A 16,475-nucleotide genomic window follows, 5' to 3' on the forward strand; every position below is an offset into this window, starting at 1 on the left:
ACACCGGCACAGCCGGTGCCATCCTCCGCGTCGCCTGCTTCGCGGGTAAACCCACTCCCACACTGATCACGCAGAACGCTGCATCTGCTTAGGCTCCTCGAGTCTTGGCAGGTCATCCCGCCACGGCGTGCCCGTTCTGCGCATGGCGTTGAGCCGTACGATGAAGATTCTCATGCAGGCCACAAGTGCGACCTTGGCTAGCTTCTCTCGTCCACGCAAAACCTCATACCGGCCTTTGAGCGTTGGACACTGTGAGAGCGCTGTGGCTTGGCCAACGCTTGTGGTTCGAGATTCGCCCCTCAGCCAACTGTTTGGGCGCTCGCCAAAGTGGAACGGTGTATGGCAGCTTGTGCTCCCACTCGTGCTCAAGGCACCTGCAGCATTCAGCTTGCCATTAACCGCCCCCACCCCAGATTCCAATCCCCTCTCAAGACACAAGCGGGTTTGCCGGCGATGGGGCGCAAAGCCCCCGCTTCTACTTGTGCGGTACGCGTAGCGCCCGAGCCTTGAGGTACTCGCGCACTTCCACGGCATCCCCGGCAAACTCGATACGCTCGGCCTTGGCTGCCCGCTGGTAGGCGTACATCGGGTCGTAGTACTCGTTGAGCAAGCCTTCGATCCAGCCTCGATGCAAGTCCACCGCACCGCTGCGCTGCTGCTCCTCGAGGGCCAGGCGGAGGATGTCCGACAGGCGCTGATAGCGTTCGCCGCCCAAGCGCTTGTAGATGTTGGCCATGCTCTGCAGCATACGGTCGGCGAACAACCGGCGGCCGTCTTCTTCGCCATGCACGCTGACAAACTCGGCGCTCAGGTTGATCACATAATCGCGCAGGATGCGCTCCACGCGGTTGGCGAACGTGTCTTCCAGCCACACCAGTGGGTACTGCTGCATGCCCTGGTATAACTCCAGCGGTACCGTGCAGCTGCCGACAATGCGGCCTTCATCTTCCAATACGAACTGCTCGATGCCGCGGGCACGTTTCTTCAGTACATCGATGGCCAGCTGGTTCTCGAAGTCGATCTGCGCCGGCTGTGCGGTGGCGCGCTTGCCGAAGCTGGAGCCGCGATGGTTGGCGTGGCCTTCCAGGTCGAGCACGTTGTCCAGTTGGTGCAGCACGTCGGTCTTGCCGGTGCCGGTCAGGCCGCCAACCAGTACGAAATCGCATTGCGCCACTGCCTGCTGAGTGGTTTCCAGCAGGAAGGTGCGCATGGCCTTGTAGCCACCTTTGACCCGCGGGTATTGGATACCCGCTTCATCACGCAGCCAGCCCTGCACGATCTGCGAGCGCAAGCCACCACGGAAGCAGTACAGGTAACCCTCCGGGTGAGCCTGGGCAAATGCTGCCCAGGCCTCCAGGCGGGCTTGCTTTGTGGCGCCACTGACCAACTGGTGGCCCAGGGCGATGGCCGCGGCCTGGCCCTGCTGCTTGTAGCAGGTGCCGACCTTCTGCCGTTCCTGATCGGTCATCAGCGGCAGGTTGACGACGCCGGGGAAGGCGCCCTTGGCAAATTCGATGGGGGCGCGCATGTCCATCATCGGCACGTCATCGAGGAACAGCTGGCGGAAGTCGGTGCAGTCGGGGCGCATCAGATCACCTCGACCGCGTGGCTCTGTCGCTCCACCAACTGGCCGATCGCTGCCAATTGCAGGCCCAGCCCGGCGGCTTCGGCGAGGAACTCGGCTTCCCCGTCCGGGGCGACCGCCACCAGCAGGCCGCCGCTGGTTTGCGGGTCGCACAGCAGGTGCTTCTGGTCGTCAGTGAGGGTGCCGATCTTGTGCCCGTAGCTGTCGAAGTTGCGCAGGGTACCGCCGGGGATGCAGCCCGCGGCCAGGTAATGTTCGACACTCGGCAGCCGCGGCACAGCGGCGTAGTCCAGGTGCGCGGTGAGGCCACTGCCCTCGGCCAGTTCGACCAGGTGGCCAAGCAGGCCAAAACCGGTGACATCGGTCATCGCCTTTACCCCGTCCAGCTTGCCGAAGCGGCTGCCGGGGGTGTTGAGGGTGCACATCCAGTCACGGGCCAGGCCCTGGTCCTGTGGGCGCAGCTTGGCCTTTTTCTCGGCGGTGGTGAGGATGCCGATGCCCAGCGGCTTGGTCAGGTACAGGCGGCAACCTGCGCTGGCGGTATCGTTGCGCTTGAGATGGCGCTTGTTCACCACACCGGTGACAGCAAGGCCGAAGATCGGCTCGGGGGCATCGATGGAGTGGCCGCCGGCCAGCGGGATGCCGGCTTCGGCGCACACCGCACGGCCACCGCGAATCACTTCGCGGGCCACTTCCGGCGGCAGCACGTTGACCGGCCAGCCGAGGATGGCGATGGCCATCAGCGGGTCGCCGCCCATGGCATAGATGTCGCTGATGGCGTTGGTGGCGGCGATGCGGCCAAAGTCGTACGGGTCATCGACGATCGGCATGAAGAAGTCGGTGGTCGAGACCACGCCGCGCTCGTCGTCCAGCGCATACACGGCAGCGTCGTCGCGCGAGGCGTTGCCGACCCACAGCTTCGGGTCCAGGGCCTGGGCGCCGCTTTCGGCGAGGATCACATCCAGCACCTTGGGGGAGATCTTGCAGCCACAGCCGGCACCATGGCTGTACTGGGTCAGGCGAATCGGCTCGCTCATGTGTACCTCGGCAGGTCAAATTATTGCGCGATTGTAGCAAAGCTGGCCTTTGCGCCCGCGCCTCTTATAATTCCCGTGGTCGGCGCAAAGGGCCGGCCTTTCCCCGCTATTGAACCGGAGAACACCCATGCTCAAACGCCCACTGGCGCTCGCCGCCGGCCTCGTGCTGTCCTGCTGTGCCGTTGTCGTCCAGGCTGCTGAAACCCTGCGGGTCAGCGCCATTCCCGACGAAGCGCCGACCGAACTGCAGCGCAAGTTCAAGCCGTTGGGCGAATACCTGGCCAGGCAGCTGGGCATGGAAGTGAAGTTCGTGCCGGTTGCCGACTACCCGGCAGTGGTCGAGTCGCTGGCCTCCGATCGCCTCGACCTGGCCTGGCTGGGTGGTTTCACCTTCGTCCAGGTACACCTGAAGGACCCGACCGCCACGCCGCTGGTACAGCGTGAGCAGGATGCCCAGTTCACCTCCAAGTTCATCACCGCCAACCCCGACGTGAAAAGCCTGGCCGACCTCAAGGGCAAGTCGTTTGCCTTCGGTTCCATCTCGTCCACCTCGGGCAGCCTGATGCCGCGTTACTTCATGCTCAAGCAGGACAACATCAAGCCTGAAGACTACTTCAGCCGCGTGGCCTATTCCGGCGCCCACGATGCTACCGTGGCCTGGGTGCAAGCCGGCAAGGTCGATGGCGGCGTGCTCAACGCCAGTGTCTGGCAGAAGCTGGTCGATGCCGGCAAGGTCGATACCGCCAAGGTGAAGGTGTTCGCCACCACCCCGACCTACTTCGACTACAACTGGACCGTGCGCGGCAACATGGACCCGGCGCTGAAGGAAAAGATCAAGAAGGCATTCCTCGACCTCGACCCGGCCAACCCGGAGCACAAGGCCATTCTCGACCTGCAGGCCGCCAGCCGCTTCATCGAGACCAAGCCTGAGAACTACGTGGGCACCGAGCAGGCTGCGCGCGAGGCTGGCTTGCTCAAGTGACAGTCTCTTGCGAGGTAGCTATTCAACTGCACGGCGCCGGCCTGCGCCATGGCCAGGTGCGTGCGCTTGATGCGGTGAACCTGCGTATCTGCCAGGGCGAGCGCGTCGCCATCATCGGGCCGTCGGGGGCAGGCAAGTCCAGTTTGCTGCACCTGATGGCCACGGCAATCCAGCCCAGCAGCGGGCGCCTGGAGTTGCTCGGTAAGCAGCCCTGGGCGTTGTCCGCCAGGTCACGGCAGCGCCTGCGTGCGCGGGTTGGCCTGGTGCATCAGGCGCCGCCGTTGCCGCCACGCCAGCGGGTGGTGACGGCGGTGCTGGCCGGCCGCCTGGGGCAGTGGGGCGTGCTGCGAGGCTTGCTCAACCTGTTGTACCCGAGCGATGTGCCTGGCGCGCGCCAGGCCCTGGCCGAATTGGGGCTGGCCGACAAACTGTTCGTGCAATGCGGGCAATTGTCCGGCGGCCAGTTGCAGCGCGTGGGCATTGCCCGGGCGCTGTACCAGCGGCCACAGGTATTGTTGGCCGATGAGCCGGTGTCGGCCATGGACCCGGTACTGGCTGACCACAGCCTGGCCTTGCTCAACCGCCACGCCCAGGCCAATGGCATAACCCTGGTGGCCAGCCTGCACGCGGTGGAGCTGGCGCTGGCGCACTTTCCGCGAGTGGTGGGGATCCGCGAAGGGCAGGTGGTATTCGACTGCCCGGCGCAAGCGGTGACCGAACAGTTGCTCGATGCGCTGTACGCCAACGAACAGCTGCTGCCAGCGCCGCCTCAGGGGCCGACGCTGACTGTGCAGATTCCGCGATGCTGAAGGCTGACGCGCGCGACCCGGCGCTGCTGCCGAGGTTGCTGCTGGCCCTGCTGGCGGTGCTGGTGTTGTGGCCGGGCGTGCAGTTGAGCGAACTGAACCCGTGGGTGCTGCTGCAGGCGCAGAACCGCCAGCAGATTGCCAGTTTTACCAGTGCCTTCTGGCCGCCAGCGCACACTGCAGACTTCCTGGCGCTGCTGTATGAAGCCACCTTGCAGACCCTGGCCGTGGCCACCGCCGGGATGGCGTTGGCCTTGCTGCTGGCGATACCCTCCGGGTTGCTGGCCAGCCGGGCCCTGTCGTTGCGCGCGGCCTCCCGGGGCGGTCGTGCCGGGGTGTGGTCACGCCTGCTGCGCCTGCCGGTACGCTGGCTGCTGATATTCCTGCGCAGCGTGCCGGAAATCGTCTGGGCGTTGCTGTTCGTGCGGGCTGTCGGGCTGGGGCCGACGGCCGGTGTGCTGGCTATCGCCATTACCTACAGCGGCATGCTCGGCAAGGTCTACGCCGAAATCTTCGAGTCGGTCGACCAGCGCCCGGCCCATGCGCTGCTGCTAGCGGGCAGTGGCAGGTTGGCGGCGTTCCTCTACGGCATCCTGCCCAACGCTGCGTCGGAAGTGGTGTCGTATACCGTGTATCGCTGGGAGTGCGCAGTACGGGCCTCGGTGGTGATGGGCTTCGTCGGTGCCGGTGGGCTAGGGCAGCAGATCGATCTGTCGATGCGCATGTTCGCGGGGGCGGAAGTGGCGAGCATGCTGCTGACGTTCCTGGTGCTGGTGATGCTGGCCGACCTGCTCAGCCGCTTGCTACGTTGGAGGCTGGCATGAACCGGGCGCTCAACCTGCTGCTGCTCGGGGCCATTATTACCGCAGGGGTGGCCTCGTTCGCGTACCTCGAGCTGGACTGGCAAGCGCTGTTCGGCAATGGCGGGCTGGGGCAGATGGCGGAATATGCCGGGCGTTTTCTGCACCCGGACCTGTCTGCCGGGCATTTGCGCGCGGTCGCGCATGGCGCGTTGGAAACCTTGGCCATGTCCGGGCTGGGCACTTTGTTGGCCATGTTGTTGGGCCTGGTGCTCGCGCTACCGGCCGCGGGCCGCTTCGGTTGGCCGCTGCAGGGCTGTGCGCGGTTGCTGCTCAATGCCCTGCGGGCCATTCCGGAACTGGTGTGGGCTGCACTGACGGTACTGGCGGCCGGACTGGGGCCTAATGCCGGTACCCTGGCCCTGGCGCTGCACACCGCCGGCGTGCTCGGCCGGCTGTTTGCCGAGGCCCTGGAGAACGCGCCGCCGGAGCCGGCGGCGGCCATCCGCCTGCAGGGCGGTAGCCAGCTGGCGGCGTTCTGCTTCGGCACCTTGCCTAACCTGTGGCCACAGTTGCTGGCCTACAGCTTGTACCGCTGGGAGAACAACATCCGCATGGCCAGCGTGCTGGGGTTTGTCGGCGCTGGTGGCTTGGGGCAGATGCTGTACACCACCTTGAGCCTGTTCCAGGAAGCCCAGGCCAGCACGGTAATCATGGGCATGCTGGTGCTGGTGTTGCTGGTGGATGGCTTGAGCGATGTGTTGCGCCAGCGCTACGTGCGCGCCTGATCGGTAGCCGAGGGCTGCTCTCCAGGCTGGCGCCGTACCTGTAGGAGCGTATTTATCCGCGGAGCAGGCGACGCGGTGGCTGGCACGGGCTTCGCCCGTGTTCGCGGGCAAGCCCGCTCCCACAGGGCCCGCGCCAGCTTTTGGAAATTGAGCAAGACAGTTGCTCCTACCAAGGGTCGCGCAAGGCTCAGGACCCCGAGCAAGGCAGATGCTTGCGTGGTATCGGAATCGTTCACGCACCAACCACTTCGGCACATTGCGCTTCCCGCTGCATCGACTCCAGGTTGCGCTCGATCGTCTCGCAAATGCTGTCCATCTGGATCTGGTGTTCACTGAAGCGGAACGGGCTCTGCAAGTCTGTTCCGATCCGCTCGATCGCCAGCAGCATGAACCCCACCACCGTCGACGCCAGCGGCGTGAACCAACCCAGCGACTCCACCAGCCCCACCGGCACGATCAGGCAGAACAGGGTGATGAACAGCCGCGGGAAATACACATAGGGGTAGGGCAGCGGGGTGTTGGCGATCCGCTCCATGCCGCCCTGGGCATTGGACAGGTCTACCAGTGTCGACTCCAGGCGCGCCAGGCGAATGCTGTCCAGCCGTCCGGCCTGGTACTCCCGCGCCAGCAGGGCCGCCGAGCCGCTGAGGATGTCGTTGGCGAAGTTGTTCGAGCGGTTGCGCCGTTCGAACTCTGCGGGCGGGATGAAGGCCATCAGCTCATCCGGGCAACTTTCGCCCTTCAAATGCGCCGCCAGGCAGTTCACATAGGCGATATGCCGGCGCAGCAGGGTTGCCTTGACTGGGTTGAGCGTGTCATCCGGATCGTCGATCAGGGTCAGTGTCTGCCGAGCGAAGCTGCGCGAACTATTGACCAGCGCCCCCCACAGGGTGCGTGCCTCCCACCAGCGGTTGTAGGCGCTGCTGTTGCGAAAACTAACCAGCACCACCAGCGCCGAACCCAGCAAGGTCAGCGGGATCAGCGGCAAGGTGAATTTGCTGTTGAAGAACAGCATGAAGTCGATGGTGACGAGGACATCCCAGATCAGCAGCCAGAACAGCGACCAGCCGATATAACCGATGGTCTTCACGGCCAGGCGGTACTTGCGGACGATGATGTCTTTCACGCGGGGTACCTCGAGAATGGGCAGATGCAGGATCCGACGTCGAGGTAAGGCGAAGGTTCGCTGGGTTATTGTTGCAAGGGATTTTGATTTTCCCGTCCGGGCCAATGTGGTGCTTCGCTGATCAGCGGGGTTGAATCAACAGCTGTTTCATCTGAACCAACGCCACCCGCGAACCTTCCCACGCCTGCCGCTCCTCGATACCGAACGGCACGAAGCCAAGCTGTGGATAAAGCAGCAGGCCCGCTGTGTTGTGGTTGAAGCACGACACCCACACTTCCCTGGCTGCGAACTGTTGGCGGGCCAGTTCGATCATGGCCGTTACCAGGTAGCGCGCCACGCCGTGGCCGCGGGCGGCGGGGGCCACGACCACGTTGCCCAGGGCGCACACGCCGCCGTGTTCGGCCTTGTAGAAGTTGGCGAAGGCCAGCACCGTGCCGTTGCCTTCCACCACCGTGGAGCCGCTGCGTTGGGCGATGGCATCGCTCAACTGGGCGGGGGTGAGGGGGTAGGCGGCTTTGGGGAACATATAGAACAGTTCGGCCGGGCTTTGCGGGAAGCTGCAAATTGCAGGGATGTCGTCGGGCCGTACGGGGCGGTGGGTCAGGTGCATGGCGAGTCCTTGTGTGCTGGCTGATCGGGCCTCTTCGCGGGCACGCCCGCTCCCACAGGGTTGGGGCAGTATCGGTGTGGGCAGGTGTGCCCGCAACGCCACATTCTGCCCCACGACGGGTCAATGCTCACTGTTTGTGAAACTATTTCCCCGCTTGGCTAGGGGTGGCGTTTCGCAGCAGCTCTTTGCGCAATTTGCCGGGGGACATGCCAAACAGGTTCTGAAAATGCCGTATGAAGTGGGGGGCATCGGCAAAACCGCATTCAAAAGCGATTTCGCCGATATGTCGATCCGAGCTGATGAGCAGCCAGCGGCCAAACCTGAGGCGAACCTGGCGATAGAACTGGGCTGGAGTGCTGCTGGTTTCAGCAACGAACAACCGCTCCAGCTGCCGTTTACTGGTACCGACAAGGTTGGCGATCGCATCGATATCCAAAGGCTCGGTCATGTGCTTTTCCATCAGCATCACGGCTTCGTGCAGGCGCCTGTTCGAAGAGCTGGCGTAACCAAGTGCCTTGCGCCGGTCGACGAAACTGCCAGAGCTGCTCTTCGCGACGGTCATCTGGTGCACAACCTTGCCGGCCCGATCCGGGCCGCAATGCAACCCGATAAGATGGATGGCCAACTCGATCACCGAGATGCCCCCTGCGCAGGTGATGCGATCCTTGTCGATGAGGAAGTCACTGTTGCTGACAAAGCGCAATCGGGGGAACAGGCGTTTCCAGTCGTCGCAATGGTAGGCATGCACGCAAGCCGTACGCCCCTCCATCAGGCCATGTCGCGCAAGCACGAAGCTGCCCGTGCATAGGCCGATCAATGGCACGCCAGCGGCAGCCGCCTGATGCAGGAATGCCGGATAAGTCTTCGGCGCTGTCTCCAGGTAGTCCAGTAACCCACCTATCACCACGATGTAGTCGAATTGATGAGGGTCGCTGAGTTCACTGTCGATGGGGACATCCAGCCCGCAACTGGAAACGACCCTTTGCCCGGGGCTACCGAGGACATTCCATCGGCATCGTATCGGGCGGCTCTGATCACCCGTGTCGGCAGCATGTCGCAACGCATCGGTCAGCCCCGAGAGAGACAGCAAGGGGAAGCGCGGCCATAACACGATCCCGATAGACAACTCGGTGGTGCCGCGCCGGCTTGGCGGATGCCGTGCCTGGCCCTTGTCAAGTGCTTCCACGAGGCTTGCGCTGGAGGCGTGGGGCAGCACATCTCCGAAATGTCGCAAATGTTCAATCATTCCTGCAAACCATCCAACCAGTTATGCCGCTGATCACCATACGATGAGCGCCTGCCTAACACCATGCTGTTCATAGAAAAACAATCAAGGAGCACGTGATGCAGAAGCCCATTGTTCAACGGTTGGCCGGTATCTACGCGGGTTTGCTGGTATCCATGCTGGCCTCGCTACCGGCATTCGCACTGGAAACGGTAGAGCCGGGAAGCCTGACGATCGCCTTCACCGGTGACATGCCAGGGACCGGTTATCAAGACAGCCGGATGGTCGGCTACGACGGTGAAATCCTTCAACAAATATCCGAGAAACTGGGTTTGAAGGTCAAACCTGCATTGATGGACTGGGCCGGCACCATTGCCTCGGTACAAGCCAACCGCGTGGATGTCATGGCCGGCACCATGGGTTGGACCGAGCAGCGCGCGAAGATCATGACCGTGAGCGACCCGATTCACTATTTCAAGAACGGCATCACCCAGACCGACAAGACCAACTGGAGCAGTCTCAAGGATCTGCAGGGCAAGAAAGTCGGCACCATCACCGGTTTTTCATTCATCCCGGAGATGCGCAAGATCGAAGGGTTGCAAGTGGCGCTGTACGACACCTCCGATGCTGCGGTGCGTGATCTGCTCGCCGGGCGCATCGATGCAGTGATTGGCGACCCTCCAGTCATGCAGTACGCCATTTTCCGCAATCCGCAATGGCACCTGCGCTTCAACGCATTCACCGACAACGATCCGAAGTTCCCCCTGCTGACCGGCCTGGGGCAGGTGGTGTACGGCTTCAACAAAGAGGCCAGCCCGCAGCTGGTGGCCGCCGTCAACGAGCAGATCCAGACCCTCTGGAAAAGCTGTGAAATGCGCAAGATCGGTGCCCGCTACGGCCTGACCCAGGATGTCTGGTATGTGCCGCAAGGCAGCAACCTGAGGCTGGGTGTCGACCGCCCGGCGGACTGGCAACTGCCTGGCTGCAAGTAAGCGCTTGAGCGGATGAATCGGCCACATGCCGGTTCATCGCCACACCTATAACAATAAAGAGGTTAACCAAGATGTCGACCCCGTCCGAACCTGCGTTGCTGCGCGTGCATGACCTGCACAAGAGTTATGGTGATCTGGAGGTGCTCAAGGGCATCAACCTGGAGTTGAAAGCCGGGGAAACGCTGTCGTTGATCGGCCCCAGCGGGTCGGGCAAGTCCACTTGCCTGCGCTGCATCAATTACCTGGAAAAACCCACCCGGGGCGATATCTGGCTGGGCGACGAGCTGATCGGTCAGGTCAAGGACGGCAAGCGCATACGCCTGATGAGTGATCGGGAAATGGCCCCGCAGCGTCGCGAGATCGCGATGGTGTTCCAGCTGTTCTACCTCTGGCCACATTTGACCGTGCGCGACAACGTTGCGCTGGGGCCGATCAAGGCGCAGGGCATGCCGCGCAAGCAGGCCTACGAGCTGGCTGATGCCATGCTGGAAAAGGTCCACCTGCGGCACAAGGCCGAGGTCTATCCCGAGCAGTTGTCCGGCGGCCAGCAGCAGCGGGTGGCTATCGCCCGCGCGTTGGCCCAGCAACCCAAAGTCATCCTGTTCGACGAGCCGACCTCGGCACTGGACCCCGAGCTGGTGGGCGAAGTACTCGCCGTGATTCGTGAGCTGGCGCAAGAGGGCCGCACCATGATCATGGTGACCCATGAAGTGCGCTTTGCTCGGGACGTGGCGGACCGGGTGATCTTCATGGACGGTGGCCACATTGTCGAGCAAGGGCCTTCGGCGCAGGTAATTGACAGCCCGCGTCATGAGCGTACCCGCAGTTTTCTTGGGCGCATGGCCATGGAGGGCGCTTGATGGCGAACTTCGAGGTGTTTCTCGGGCTGTTGCCCCTGTTGTTGAAAGGCGCGCTCACCGCCCTGGAAATCGCACTATGCACCTTGCTGCTGGCGAGCGCCGGCGGCGTGGTATTGGCTGTGTTGCTGACGTTCAGTCGGTCACGGCTGCTACATGGGGTGATTGGCTGCTTCATCGAGTGGATGCGCAATGTGCCAGCGCTGGCGCACCTGTTCCTGATCTATTTCGGTCTTTCCTACCTTGGCATCAACCTGCCCGCATGGCTGGCCGCCATCGTTGGCCTGAGCCTGGTCGGCAGTGCGGTGTTGGCCGATATCTTCCGTAGCGGCTTGCAGTCGCTGCATGTCGGCCAGCATGAAGCCGGGTTGGCTGTCGGCCTGAGCCGGATGCAGATTCTGCGGTGCATTCTGTTGCCCCAGGCCCTGCGCGTGACCTTGCCAGCGTTCGCCAACTACGTCACCCAATTGATCAAGGACACCTCCATCGCCTCGGCCATCGCCGTGCCGGAGATCATGTTCCTGGCGCGCAATCTGGTGACCTCAACCTTCCAGACGTCACTGATCTACCTAGCGGTGATGTGCATCTACGCGGCGATGATCCTGCCGATCGGTGTGGGATTCATTCGCCTCGAACGTCATTTGGGGAGCGCGCGATGATCGGTTTCTTCCAGCAATACCCGGAGTACTGGAGCGACTGGAGCGCTCGCCTGTTGCTCGGTGCACGGATCACTGCCGAACTGTCGCTGATCGGGTTCGCCCTGGCGATCGTCCTGGGCGCGTTGTTGGTCTGGGCGCTACGAAGCCGCAACGGCATCCTCAAGCGCCTGGCAGCGTTGTTCATCCAGAGCATGCGGGCAGTACCGCTTCTGGCGTTGCTGCTGGCCCTGTATTTCGCGCTGCCCAGCCTGGGGTTGACCTTGTCCGGTTATTGGGCAGGGGCCATCGGCCTGGGTTTGCAGGGGGCCGCGTACGTTGCGGAAATCCTCCGTGGCGGCCTGGATTCGCTGCATCGCGGCCAGCGCGAAGCCGCTATCGCCATCGGCCTGACGCCGCTGAAAGCGTTTACCGCGGTCATCCTGCCGCAAGTGTTTCGGGTCATCTTGCCGCCCCTGCTCAACGCCTACGTGTCGATCCTCAAGGACAGCTCGTTGTGCGCCCTGATTGCCACCGATGAATTGATGCTGGCAGCACGGGCCATCGCTTCGGAAACCTTCCTGCCAATGCATGTCTTCCTGCTGGTGGGGCTGTTCTATTTCGTTATCGCCTTCCCTCTTTCAATGCTGTCGCGGGTGCTTGAAAAGCACGTTTCACGCGGCCGCAAAACCGTGCGAGGTTGAACCTATGAACACCATGGATCAGGTAACTTTCCACAGCATCGGCCAGTTGCAGCAGGCGCTGCAGGCCGGCTCGCTGACCAGCGAAGCGCTGGTGCGTGCGCAACTGGCGCGCATCGAGCGCTTTGACGAGCAACTGAATGCCTATGTCGAAGCCTATCCCTCGCGTGCGTTGAACGCGGCCATCGCTGCAGATCGCCAGCGTGCATCCGGCATTCATCTGGGGCCGCTGCATGGCATTCCGCTGGCGATCAAGGATTTGTTCGAGATCCAAGGCCAGGCCATCACCGGTGGCTCATTGGCGCAGCAGCCGCGAGTTTCCACGTTGACCGCCACTGCAGTGCAACGCCTGGAGCGGGCCGGTGCGATCATTCTCGGCAAGACCCACACCGTCGAATTCGCTTTTGGTGGCTGGGGCACCAATGCGGTGATGGGCACGCCGTGGAACCCGTGGGACCGTAACGTACATCACGCTCCGGGTGGCTCCAGCAGTGGTTCGGCAGTGGCCGTTGCCAGCGGCCTGGCGAGCGCGGCGTTGGGTACCGATACCGGCGGTTCGGTGCGGATTCCGGCGGGGATGTGCGGCCTGGTCGGGCTGAAGACCACGCGTGGCCTGGTCAGCCGCCATGGCTTGATCGAGCTGTGCCCTTCGCTGGACTCGGTAGGGCCTATCACGCACACGGTGGAAGATGCGGCGTGGATGCTGGATGCCCTGCTGGGGCCAGACCCGCTGGACCCGGTTTCGGCCCGCGCACCGGTGTTCAGCGCCGCTGCCGGCCTCGAGCGGCCGGTCGCCGGCTTGCGCATCTGGGTGTTGCCCGAGGCGGAACGCGCGCACATCGCCCCCGGGGTACTGAAGGCATACGACCTGGGGCTCAAGCAGTTGGCCGCGTTGGGCATGCAATTGATCGAGCAACCGCTGCCCACGTCGCTGGAGCAGTGCATGCGCATCGCTGGCGGGCTGATGAGCGCCGAGGGTTACGCCAACCTCGGGCGCTTGTTCGAGCGCGACGACCTGCGTTTCGACCCCCATGTGCAACGGCGCATACTCAGTGGTCGCGCCATCGACGCGGCGGCTTATATCCAGCTGCAGCATCAGCGCCGCGCCGCCCGGCAAGCCATGCAGGAGGCGATGAGCAACATAGACGCCTGCGTCTTCCCGACCAATGCTATTGGCAGTGTGCCGTTGGAAGAGGTCGACGAATATGGCACGCCGCTGGCCTTGCTGGGGCGCTTCGCCAACTTGTTGAACCTGTGCTCGGTGGCGCTGCCCATCGGCTTCGATGAAAAGCGCATGCCTGTCTCGATGCAGATCGTGGGGCCGGCCTTCGCCGAAGCGCTGGTTCTGCGCATCGGCCATGCCTATCAACAGGCCAGCGACTGGCACACGCTACGGCCTGAGGGTTGGGCGCTGGCAGATAAAGCGGTGGCATGATCCATGTGACGCTTTGATATATCCCTGAGTATCACCCTGGCAGTATTAAAAGTTGTGGGCGCTTCAAACTTTTCTGACCCGGTGTTTAGTTTTTTGTCGCTGTTGGTAATGTTTATTGCTGCACGTCAAGCCAAGCCATTTTCTGCCTCGGTTAATGGCTTGCGCAGGGCAATACATGACTGTAAGCTTCGCCGCCCTCATCAGCTGTATCGTGTACCTGGAGATGTATTGTATGCCTTTAACACGGACTGTTATTGCTCTTTCCTTGGCGATGATCATAGGGCAAGGGTATGTTCAGGCTGCGCCGTTGCTTGCTGTGGATAATGCGCAATCTGAACAAGCCGTGGCAACCAGTAACGCTTGGGTTGAAGTCAACCAGGTGGTGTTTGAAAATAATATCCGGATGCTTCAGGGCACCCTGACGAATAAAGCGAAACTGTGCGCCATTCTCAAGGCGGATGCCTATGGCCACGGTGTTGCTTTATTGATGCCTTCGGTCATCAAGATGGAGGTGCCCTGCGTAGGGGTTGCCAGCAATGAAGAGGCCCGAATCGTACGGGAAAGCGGGTTCAAGGGCGAACTTGTACGTGTGCGTACAGCGACGTTGGCCGAGGTGGAAGGCGCACTGCCGTACAACATGGAAGAGCTGGTCAGTGGCCTCGATTATGCTCGAAAAATGGCCGCCGTTGCTGAAAAGCACGGCAAGCGCCTCAAGGTTCACCTGGCCTTGAACGCAGGTGGCATGAGCCGTAACGGCCTTGAGATGAGCACTGAGCAGGGTCGGCAGGAAGCCTTGGCGATCACGCGTCTGGCGCCTCTGCAACTGGTCGGCATCATGACTCACTTCGCGGTGCAGGATAAGCAGGATGTTCGCCAAGGGCTCGCTGCCTTCAATGAGCAAACGGCCTGGCTGATAAAGACTGCCGGCATTGATAGAAATAAAATCACCCTGCATGCAGCAAATTCCTATGCAACGTTGGAAGTGCCAGAGTCGCATCTGGACATGGTGCGTGCTGGTGGTGCCTTGTATGGCATGATGCAACCGTCGCATGTTCAATACAAACCTGTCATGCAAGTCAAGTCATACGTCGCGTCTGTCAATCAATACCCGAAAGGCAATACAGTAGGGTATGACCGAACAGTGACGCTGAGTCGTGATTCACGGCTGGCGAATATTCCAGTGGGTTTCTCTGACGGCTACCGTCGCGCGTTTACCAATAAAGGCGTTGTTCTGGTAAACGGACAGCGTGCGCCAGTGGTGGGGAAAGTTTCCATGAATACCGTCATGGTGGACGTGACGGATATTCCGGCGGTGGCGGCTGGCGATCAAGTTGTGCTGTTCGGTAAACAGGGTGAAAGTGAGATCACCCAGGGTGAAATTGAAGCACTCAGCGGAACATTGCTGGTCGACCTTGCTACTGTGTGGGGAAGCAGCAATCCGCAAACGCTGGTGACGAATAAAACGTCTGATTAACTCACAAAAGAGCGAGTCGCTACTGCGGTGCTGACGCTTCGTAGTAGCGACCTTTGGCAGTAACCCACGCTGTTCACTGCCGCTCCCGGATGTTCAATGAGGATGGACGCCGGGCTGAAGCTATTGCACCGGATCGCTCACCGGCTTGGCGAAGATGGCCTTGAGTTCGCTGGTCATCGGGAATTCCAGGTTCAAGCCTTTAGGCGGAATCGGCTGCTGGAACCAGCGTTGGTAGATCCCGTTGATTTCCCCTGAGCTGTACAGCTCGCCCAGCGACGCGTTCACCAGGGCGAGGAACTGCGGGTCACCCTTGCGCACCATGCAGCTGTAGATTTCCCGCGACTGTTCTTCCCCGACCACCACCCAGTGGTGCGGGTCGCGCGCCTTGGCGCGTTCGCCGTAGAGCAGCGCATCGTCCATGTAGAACGCCGCCGCCCGACCGGACTGCAACATCTGGAAGGCTTCGCCATGGTCCTTGGCGCTGATCACGAACATGTCCATCTTGTGATCGACGTTATAGCTTTTCAGGTAGCGTTCGTTGGTGGTACCGGCGGTGGTTACCACATTCTTGCCGCGCAGGTCGGCGAAGCTCTTGATCCCGCTGTCCTTGGCCGTCAGCAACTGGCCCTTGACGTAGATGAAGCCATAGGAAAACGCCACCTGTTTCTGCCGCTCTGCGGTGACCCCAGTCGAGCCGCATTCCAGGTCCACGGTACCGTTCTGCACCAGCGGAATACGGCTTTGCGAGGTCACCAGGTTGTACTTCACCTTGAGTTCGGGCAACGCCAGCTTCTGCCGCACACGCTCGACGATCTTGTTCGCCAGGTCGACCGAGTAGCCCATGGGTTGGCCCGAGTGATCGCCCACGTAGGAGAACGGCACTGAAGCATCGCGATAGCCCAGGGTGATGCTGTTGGCTTTGGCAATCTTGCTTAACGTGGGCCCCAGCGCTGCTTCATCGGCATGGGCCTGGGCACCGAGCAACAGGGCAAGGGTGCAGCCGATCAACGTGATTTTTTGCATTGTTATTCTCCGTTGTGGGTAAGGGGTGGTCAGCGGCGTGCCGCGACCACGGATATTTCCACCAGCACCTGCGGGCGTGCCAGTTCGGCCTGCAAGGTGGTGCGGCTGGGCGCCTGGCCGGGCGACAACCAGGCGGACCAGACGTCATTCATCGCGGCGAAATCCCTGCCGATGTCCTTCAGGTAGATGGTCGCGCTGAGCAGATGGTCTTTGTCGCTGCCAGCCTCGGCCAGCAATGCGTCGATTTTTTCCAGTACCTGGGCAGTCTGGCCGGTGGCATCGCTGGCATCACCCGGCACCTGGCCGGAGAGAAACACCAGGTCGCCATAGGTGACGGCGGCGGACAAGCGTGGGTTGGGCTGGATGCGCTCAATGATCATTGCGGTAGTCCTTCAGAGG

General features: G+C 62.0%; 17 protein-coding genes and 1 pseudogene. 10 read left to right on the forward strand and 8 right to left on the reverse strand.

The annotated features are described in order from the left end of the window. Window positions 1-66: 66 nt before the first annotated feature. The 3 genes and pseudogenes from QSV36_RS20130 to selD form a co-directional block, all read right to left on the reverse strand. A pseudogene (locus tag QSV36_RS20130) lies at window positions 67-237 on the reverse strand (IS110 family transposase); the annotation flags it as partial. 238 nt (window positions 238-475) lie between these two features. Beyond that, window positions 476-1,588, reverse strand: coding sequence for a tRNA 2-selenouridine(34) synthase MnmH (gene mnmH / locus QSV36_RS20135; protein WP_289133884.1), 1,113 nt, complete (start codon window positions 1,586-1,588; stop codon window positions 476-478). Next, on the reverse strand, window positions 1,588-2,622 hold the full coding sequence (gene selD, locus QSV36_RS20140; protein ID WP_289133885.1) for a selenide, water dikinase SelD: 1,035 nt from the start codon (window positions 2,620-2,622) through the stop codon (window positions 1,588-1,590). The genes mnmH and selD overlap by 1 nt, the downstream gene beginning before the upstream one ends. Window positions 2,623-2,749: 127 nt before the next feature. Here selD and QSV36_RS20145 point away from each other — a divergent pair, with 127 nt between their 5' ends. Genes QSV36_RS20145 through phnE form a run of 4 tightly spaced genes read left to right on the forward strand, consistent with a single transcriptional unit; the run spans window position 2,750 to window position 5,998 of the window. Continuing rightward, window positions 2,750-3,604 carry a putative selenate ABC transporter substrate-binding protein gene (locus tag QSV36_RS20145; protein WP_289133886.1) on the forward strand — a complete coding sequence of 285 codons (855 nt, stop codon included), beginning with the start codon at window positions 2,750-2,752 and terminating at the stop codon, window positions 3,602-3,604. Further along, entirely contained in the window at window positions 3,601-4,413 is an 813-nt protein-coding gene (locus tag QSV36_RS20150) for a phosphonate ABC transporter ATP-binding protein (RefSeq protein ID WP_289133887.1), read from the forward strand. The genes QSV36_RS20145 and QSV36_RS20150 overlap by 4 nt, the downstream gene beginning before the upstream one ends. Further along, window positions 4,407-5,234, forward strand: a complete 828-nt coding sequence (locus tag QSV36_RS20155; RefSeq protein WP_289133888.1) for a PhnE/PtxC family ABC transporter permease — start codon at window positions 4,407-4,409, stop codon at window positions 5,232-5,234. The genes QSV36_RS20150 and QSV36_RS20155 overlap by 7 nt, the downstream gene beginning before the upstream one ends. Continuing rightward, window positions 5,231-5,998: a phosphonate ABC transporter, permease protein PhnE gene (gene phnE / locus QSV36_RS20160; RefSeq protein ID WP_289133889.1), complete on the forward strand. Its 768-nt coding sequence runs from the start codon at window positions 5,231-5,233 to the stop codon at window positions 5,996-5,998. Before QSV36_RS20155 ends, phnE begins: the two co-directional genes overlap by 4 nt. 232 nt (window positions 5,999-6,230) lie before the next feature. Here the strand turns inward: phnE and QSV36_RS20165 are convergent, their stop codons facing one another. The 3 genes from QSV36_RS20165 to QSV36_RS20175 all read right to left on the reverse strand — a co-directional run bounded on the left by QSV36_RS20165 (window position 6,231) and on the right by QSV36_RS20175 (window position 8,980). Then, window positions 6,231-7,124, reverse strand: coding sequence for a bestrophin family protein (locus tag QSV36_RS20165; RefSeq protein ID WP_289133890.1), 894 nt, complete (start codon window positions 7,122-7,124; stop codon window positions 6,231-6,233). A 121-nt stretch (window positions 7,125-7,245) separates the two neighbouring features. Further along, the gene (locus QSV36_RS20170) at window positions 7,246-7,734 is read right to left on the reverse strand and encodes a GNAT family N-acetyltransferase (protein ID WP_289133891.1); all 489 of its coding nucleotides are present in this window, start codon (window positions 7,732-7,734) and stop codon (window positions 7,246-7,248) included. 142 nt (window positions 7,735-7,876) lie between these two features. After that, on the reverse strand, window positions 7,877-8,980 hold the full coding sequence (locus tag QSV36_RS20175; protein WP_289133892.1) for a GlxA family transcriptional regulator: 1,104 nt from the start codon (window positions 8,978-8,980) through the stop codon (window positions 7,877-7,879). A 98-nt stretch (window positions 8,981-9,078) separates the two neighbouring features. Here QSV36_RS20175 and QSV36_RS20180 point away from each other — a divergent pair, with 98 nt between their 5' ends. From QSV36_RS20180 to alr, 6 genes are all read left to right on the forward strand, one after another. Beyond that, window positions 9,079-9,951, forward strand: a complete 873-nt coding sequence (locus QSV36_RS20180) for a substrate-binding periplasmic protein (RefSeq protein WP_289133893.1) — start codon at window positions 9,079-9,081, stop codon at window positions 9,949-9,951. 71 nt (window positions 9,952-10,022) lie between these two features. After that, window positions 10,023-10,811: an amino acid ABC transporter ATP-binding protein gene (locus QSV36_RS20185; protein ID WP_170028331.1), complete on the forward strand. Its 789-nt coding sequence runs from the start codon at window positions 10,023-10,025 to the stop codon at window positions 10,809-10,811. Next, window positions 10,811-11,467, forward strand: a complete 657-nt coding sequence (locus tag QSV36_RS20190) for an amino acid ABC transporter permease (RefSeq protein WP_289133894.1) — start codon at window positions 10,811-10,813, stop codon at window positions 11,465-11,467. The genes QSV36_RS20185 and QSV36_RS20190 overlap by 1 nt, the downstream gene beginning before the upstream one ends. Next, window positions 11,464-12,147: an amino acid ABC transporter permease gene (locus QSV36_RS20195; protein ID WP_289133895.1), complete on the forward strand. Its 684-nt coding sequence runs from the start codon at window positions 11,464-11,466 to the stop codon at window positions 12,145-12,147. Before QSV36_RS20190 ends, QSV36_RS20195 begins: the two co-directional genes overlap by 4 nt. Before the next feature lie 4 nt (window positions 12,148-12,151). Beyond that, window positions 12,152-13,579, forward strand: a complete 1,428-nt coding sequence (locus QSV36_RS20200; RefSeq protein WP_289133896.1) for an amidase — start codon at window positions 12,152-12,154, stop codon at window positions 13,577-13,579. Window positions 13,580-13,811: 232 nt separating this feature from the next. Continuing rightward, on the forward strand, window positions 13,812-15,053 hold the full coding sequence (gene alr / locus QSV36_RS20205) for an alanine racemase (RefSeq protein ID WP_289134241.1): 1,242 nt from the start codon (window positions 13,812-13,814) through the stop codon (window positions 15,051-15,053). 120 nt (window positions 15,054-15,173) lie between these two features. On the opposite strand, the gene QSV36_RS20210 is transcribed toward alr, so the two are convergent. Both QSV36_RS20210 and QSV36_RS20215 read right to left on the reverse strand, forming a co-directional pair. Then, entirely contained in the window at window positions 15,174-16,076 is a 903-nt protein-coding gene (locus QSV36_RS20210; RefSeq protein ID WP_289133897.1) for a transporter substrate-binding domain-containing protein, read from the reverse strand. A 29-nt stretch (window positions 16,077-16,105) separates the two neighbouring features. Further along, complete coding sequence (locus QSV36_RS20215) at window positions 16,106-16,456, reverse strand: RidA family protein (protein ID WP_170028336.1); 351 nt, start codon at window positions 16,454-16,456, stop codon at window positions 16,106-16,108. Window positions 16,457-16,475 lie beyond the last annotated feature (19 nt).

Source organism: Pseudomonas sp. BCRC 81390 (genome assembly GCF_030341915.1).
GTDB lineage: Bacteria > Pseudomonadota > Gammaproteobacteria > Pseudomonadales > Pseudomonadaceae > Aquipseudomonas.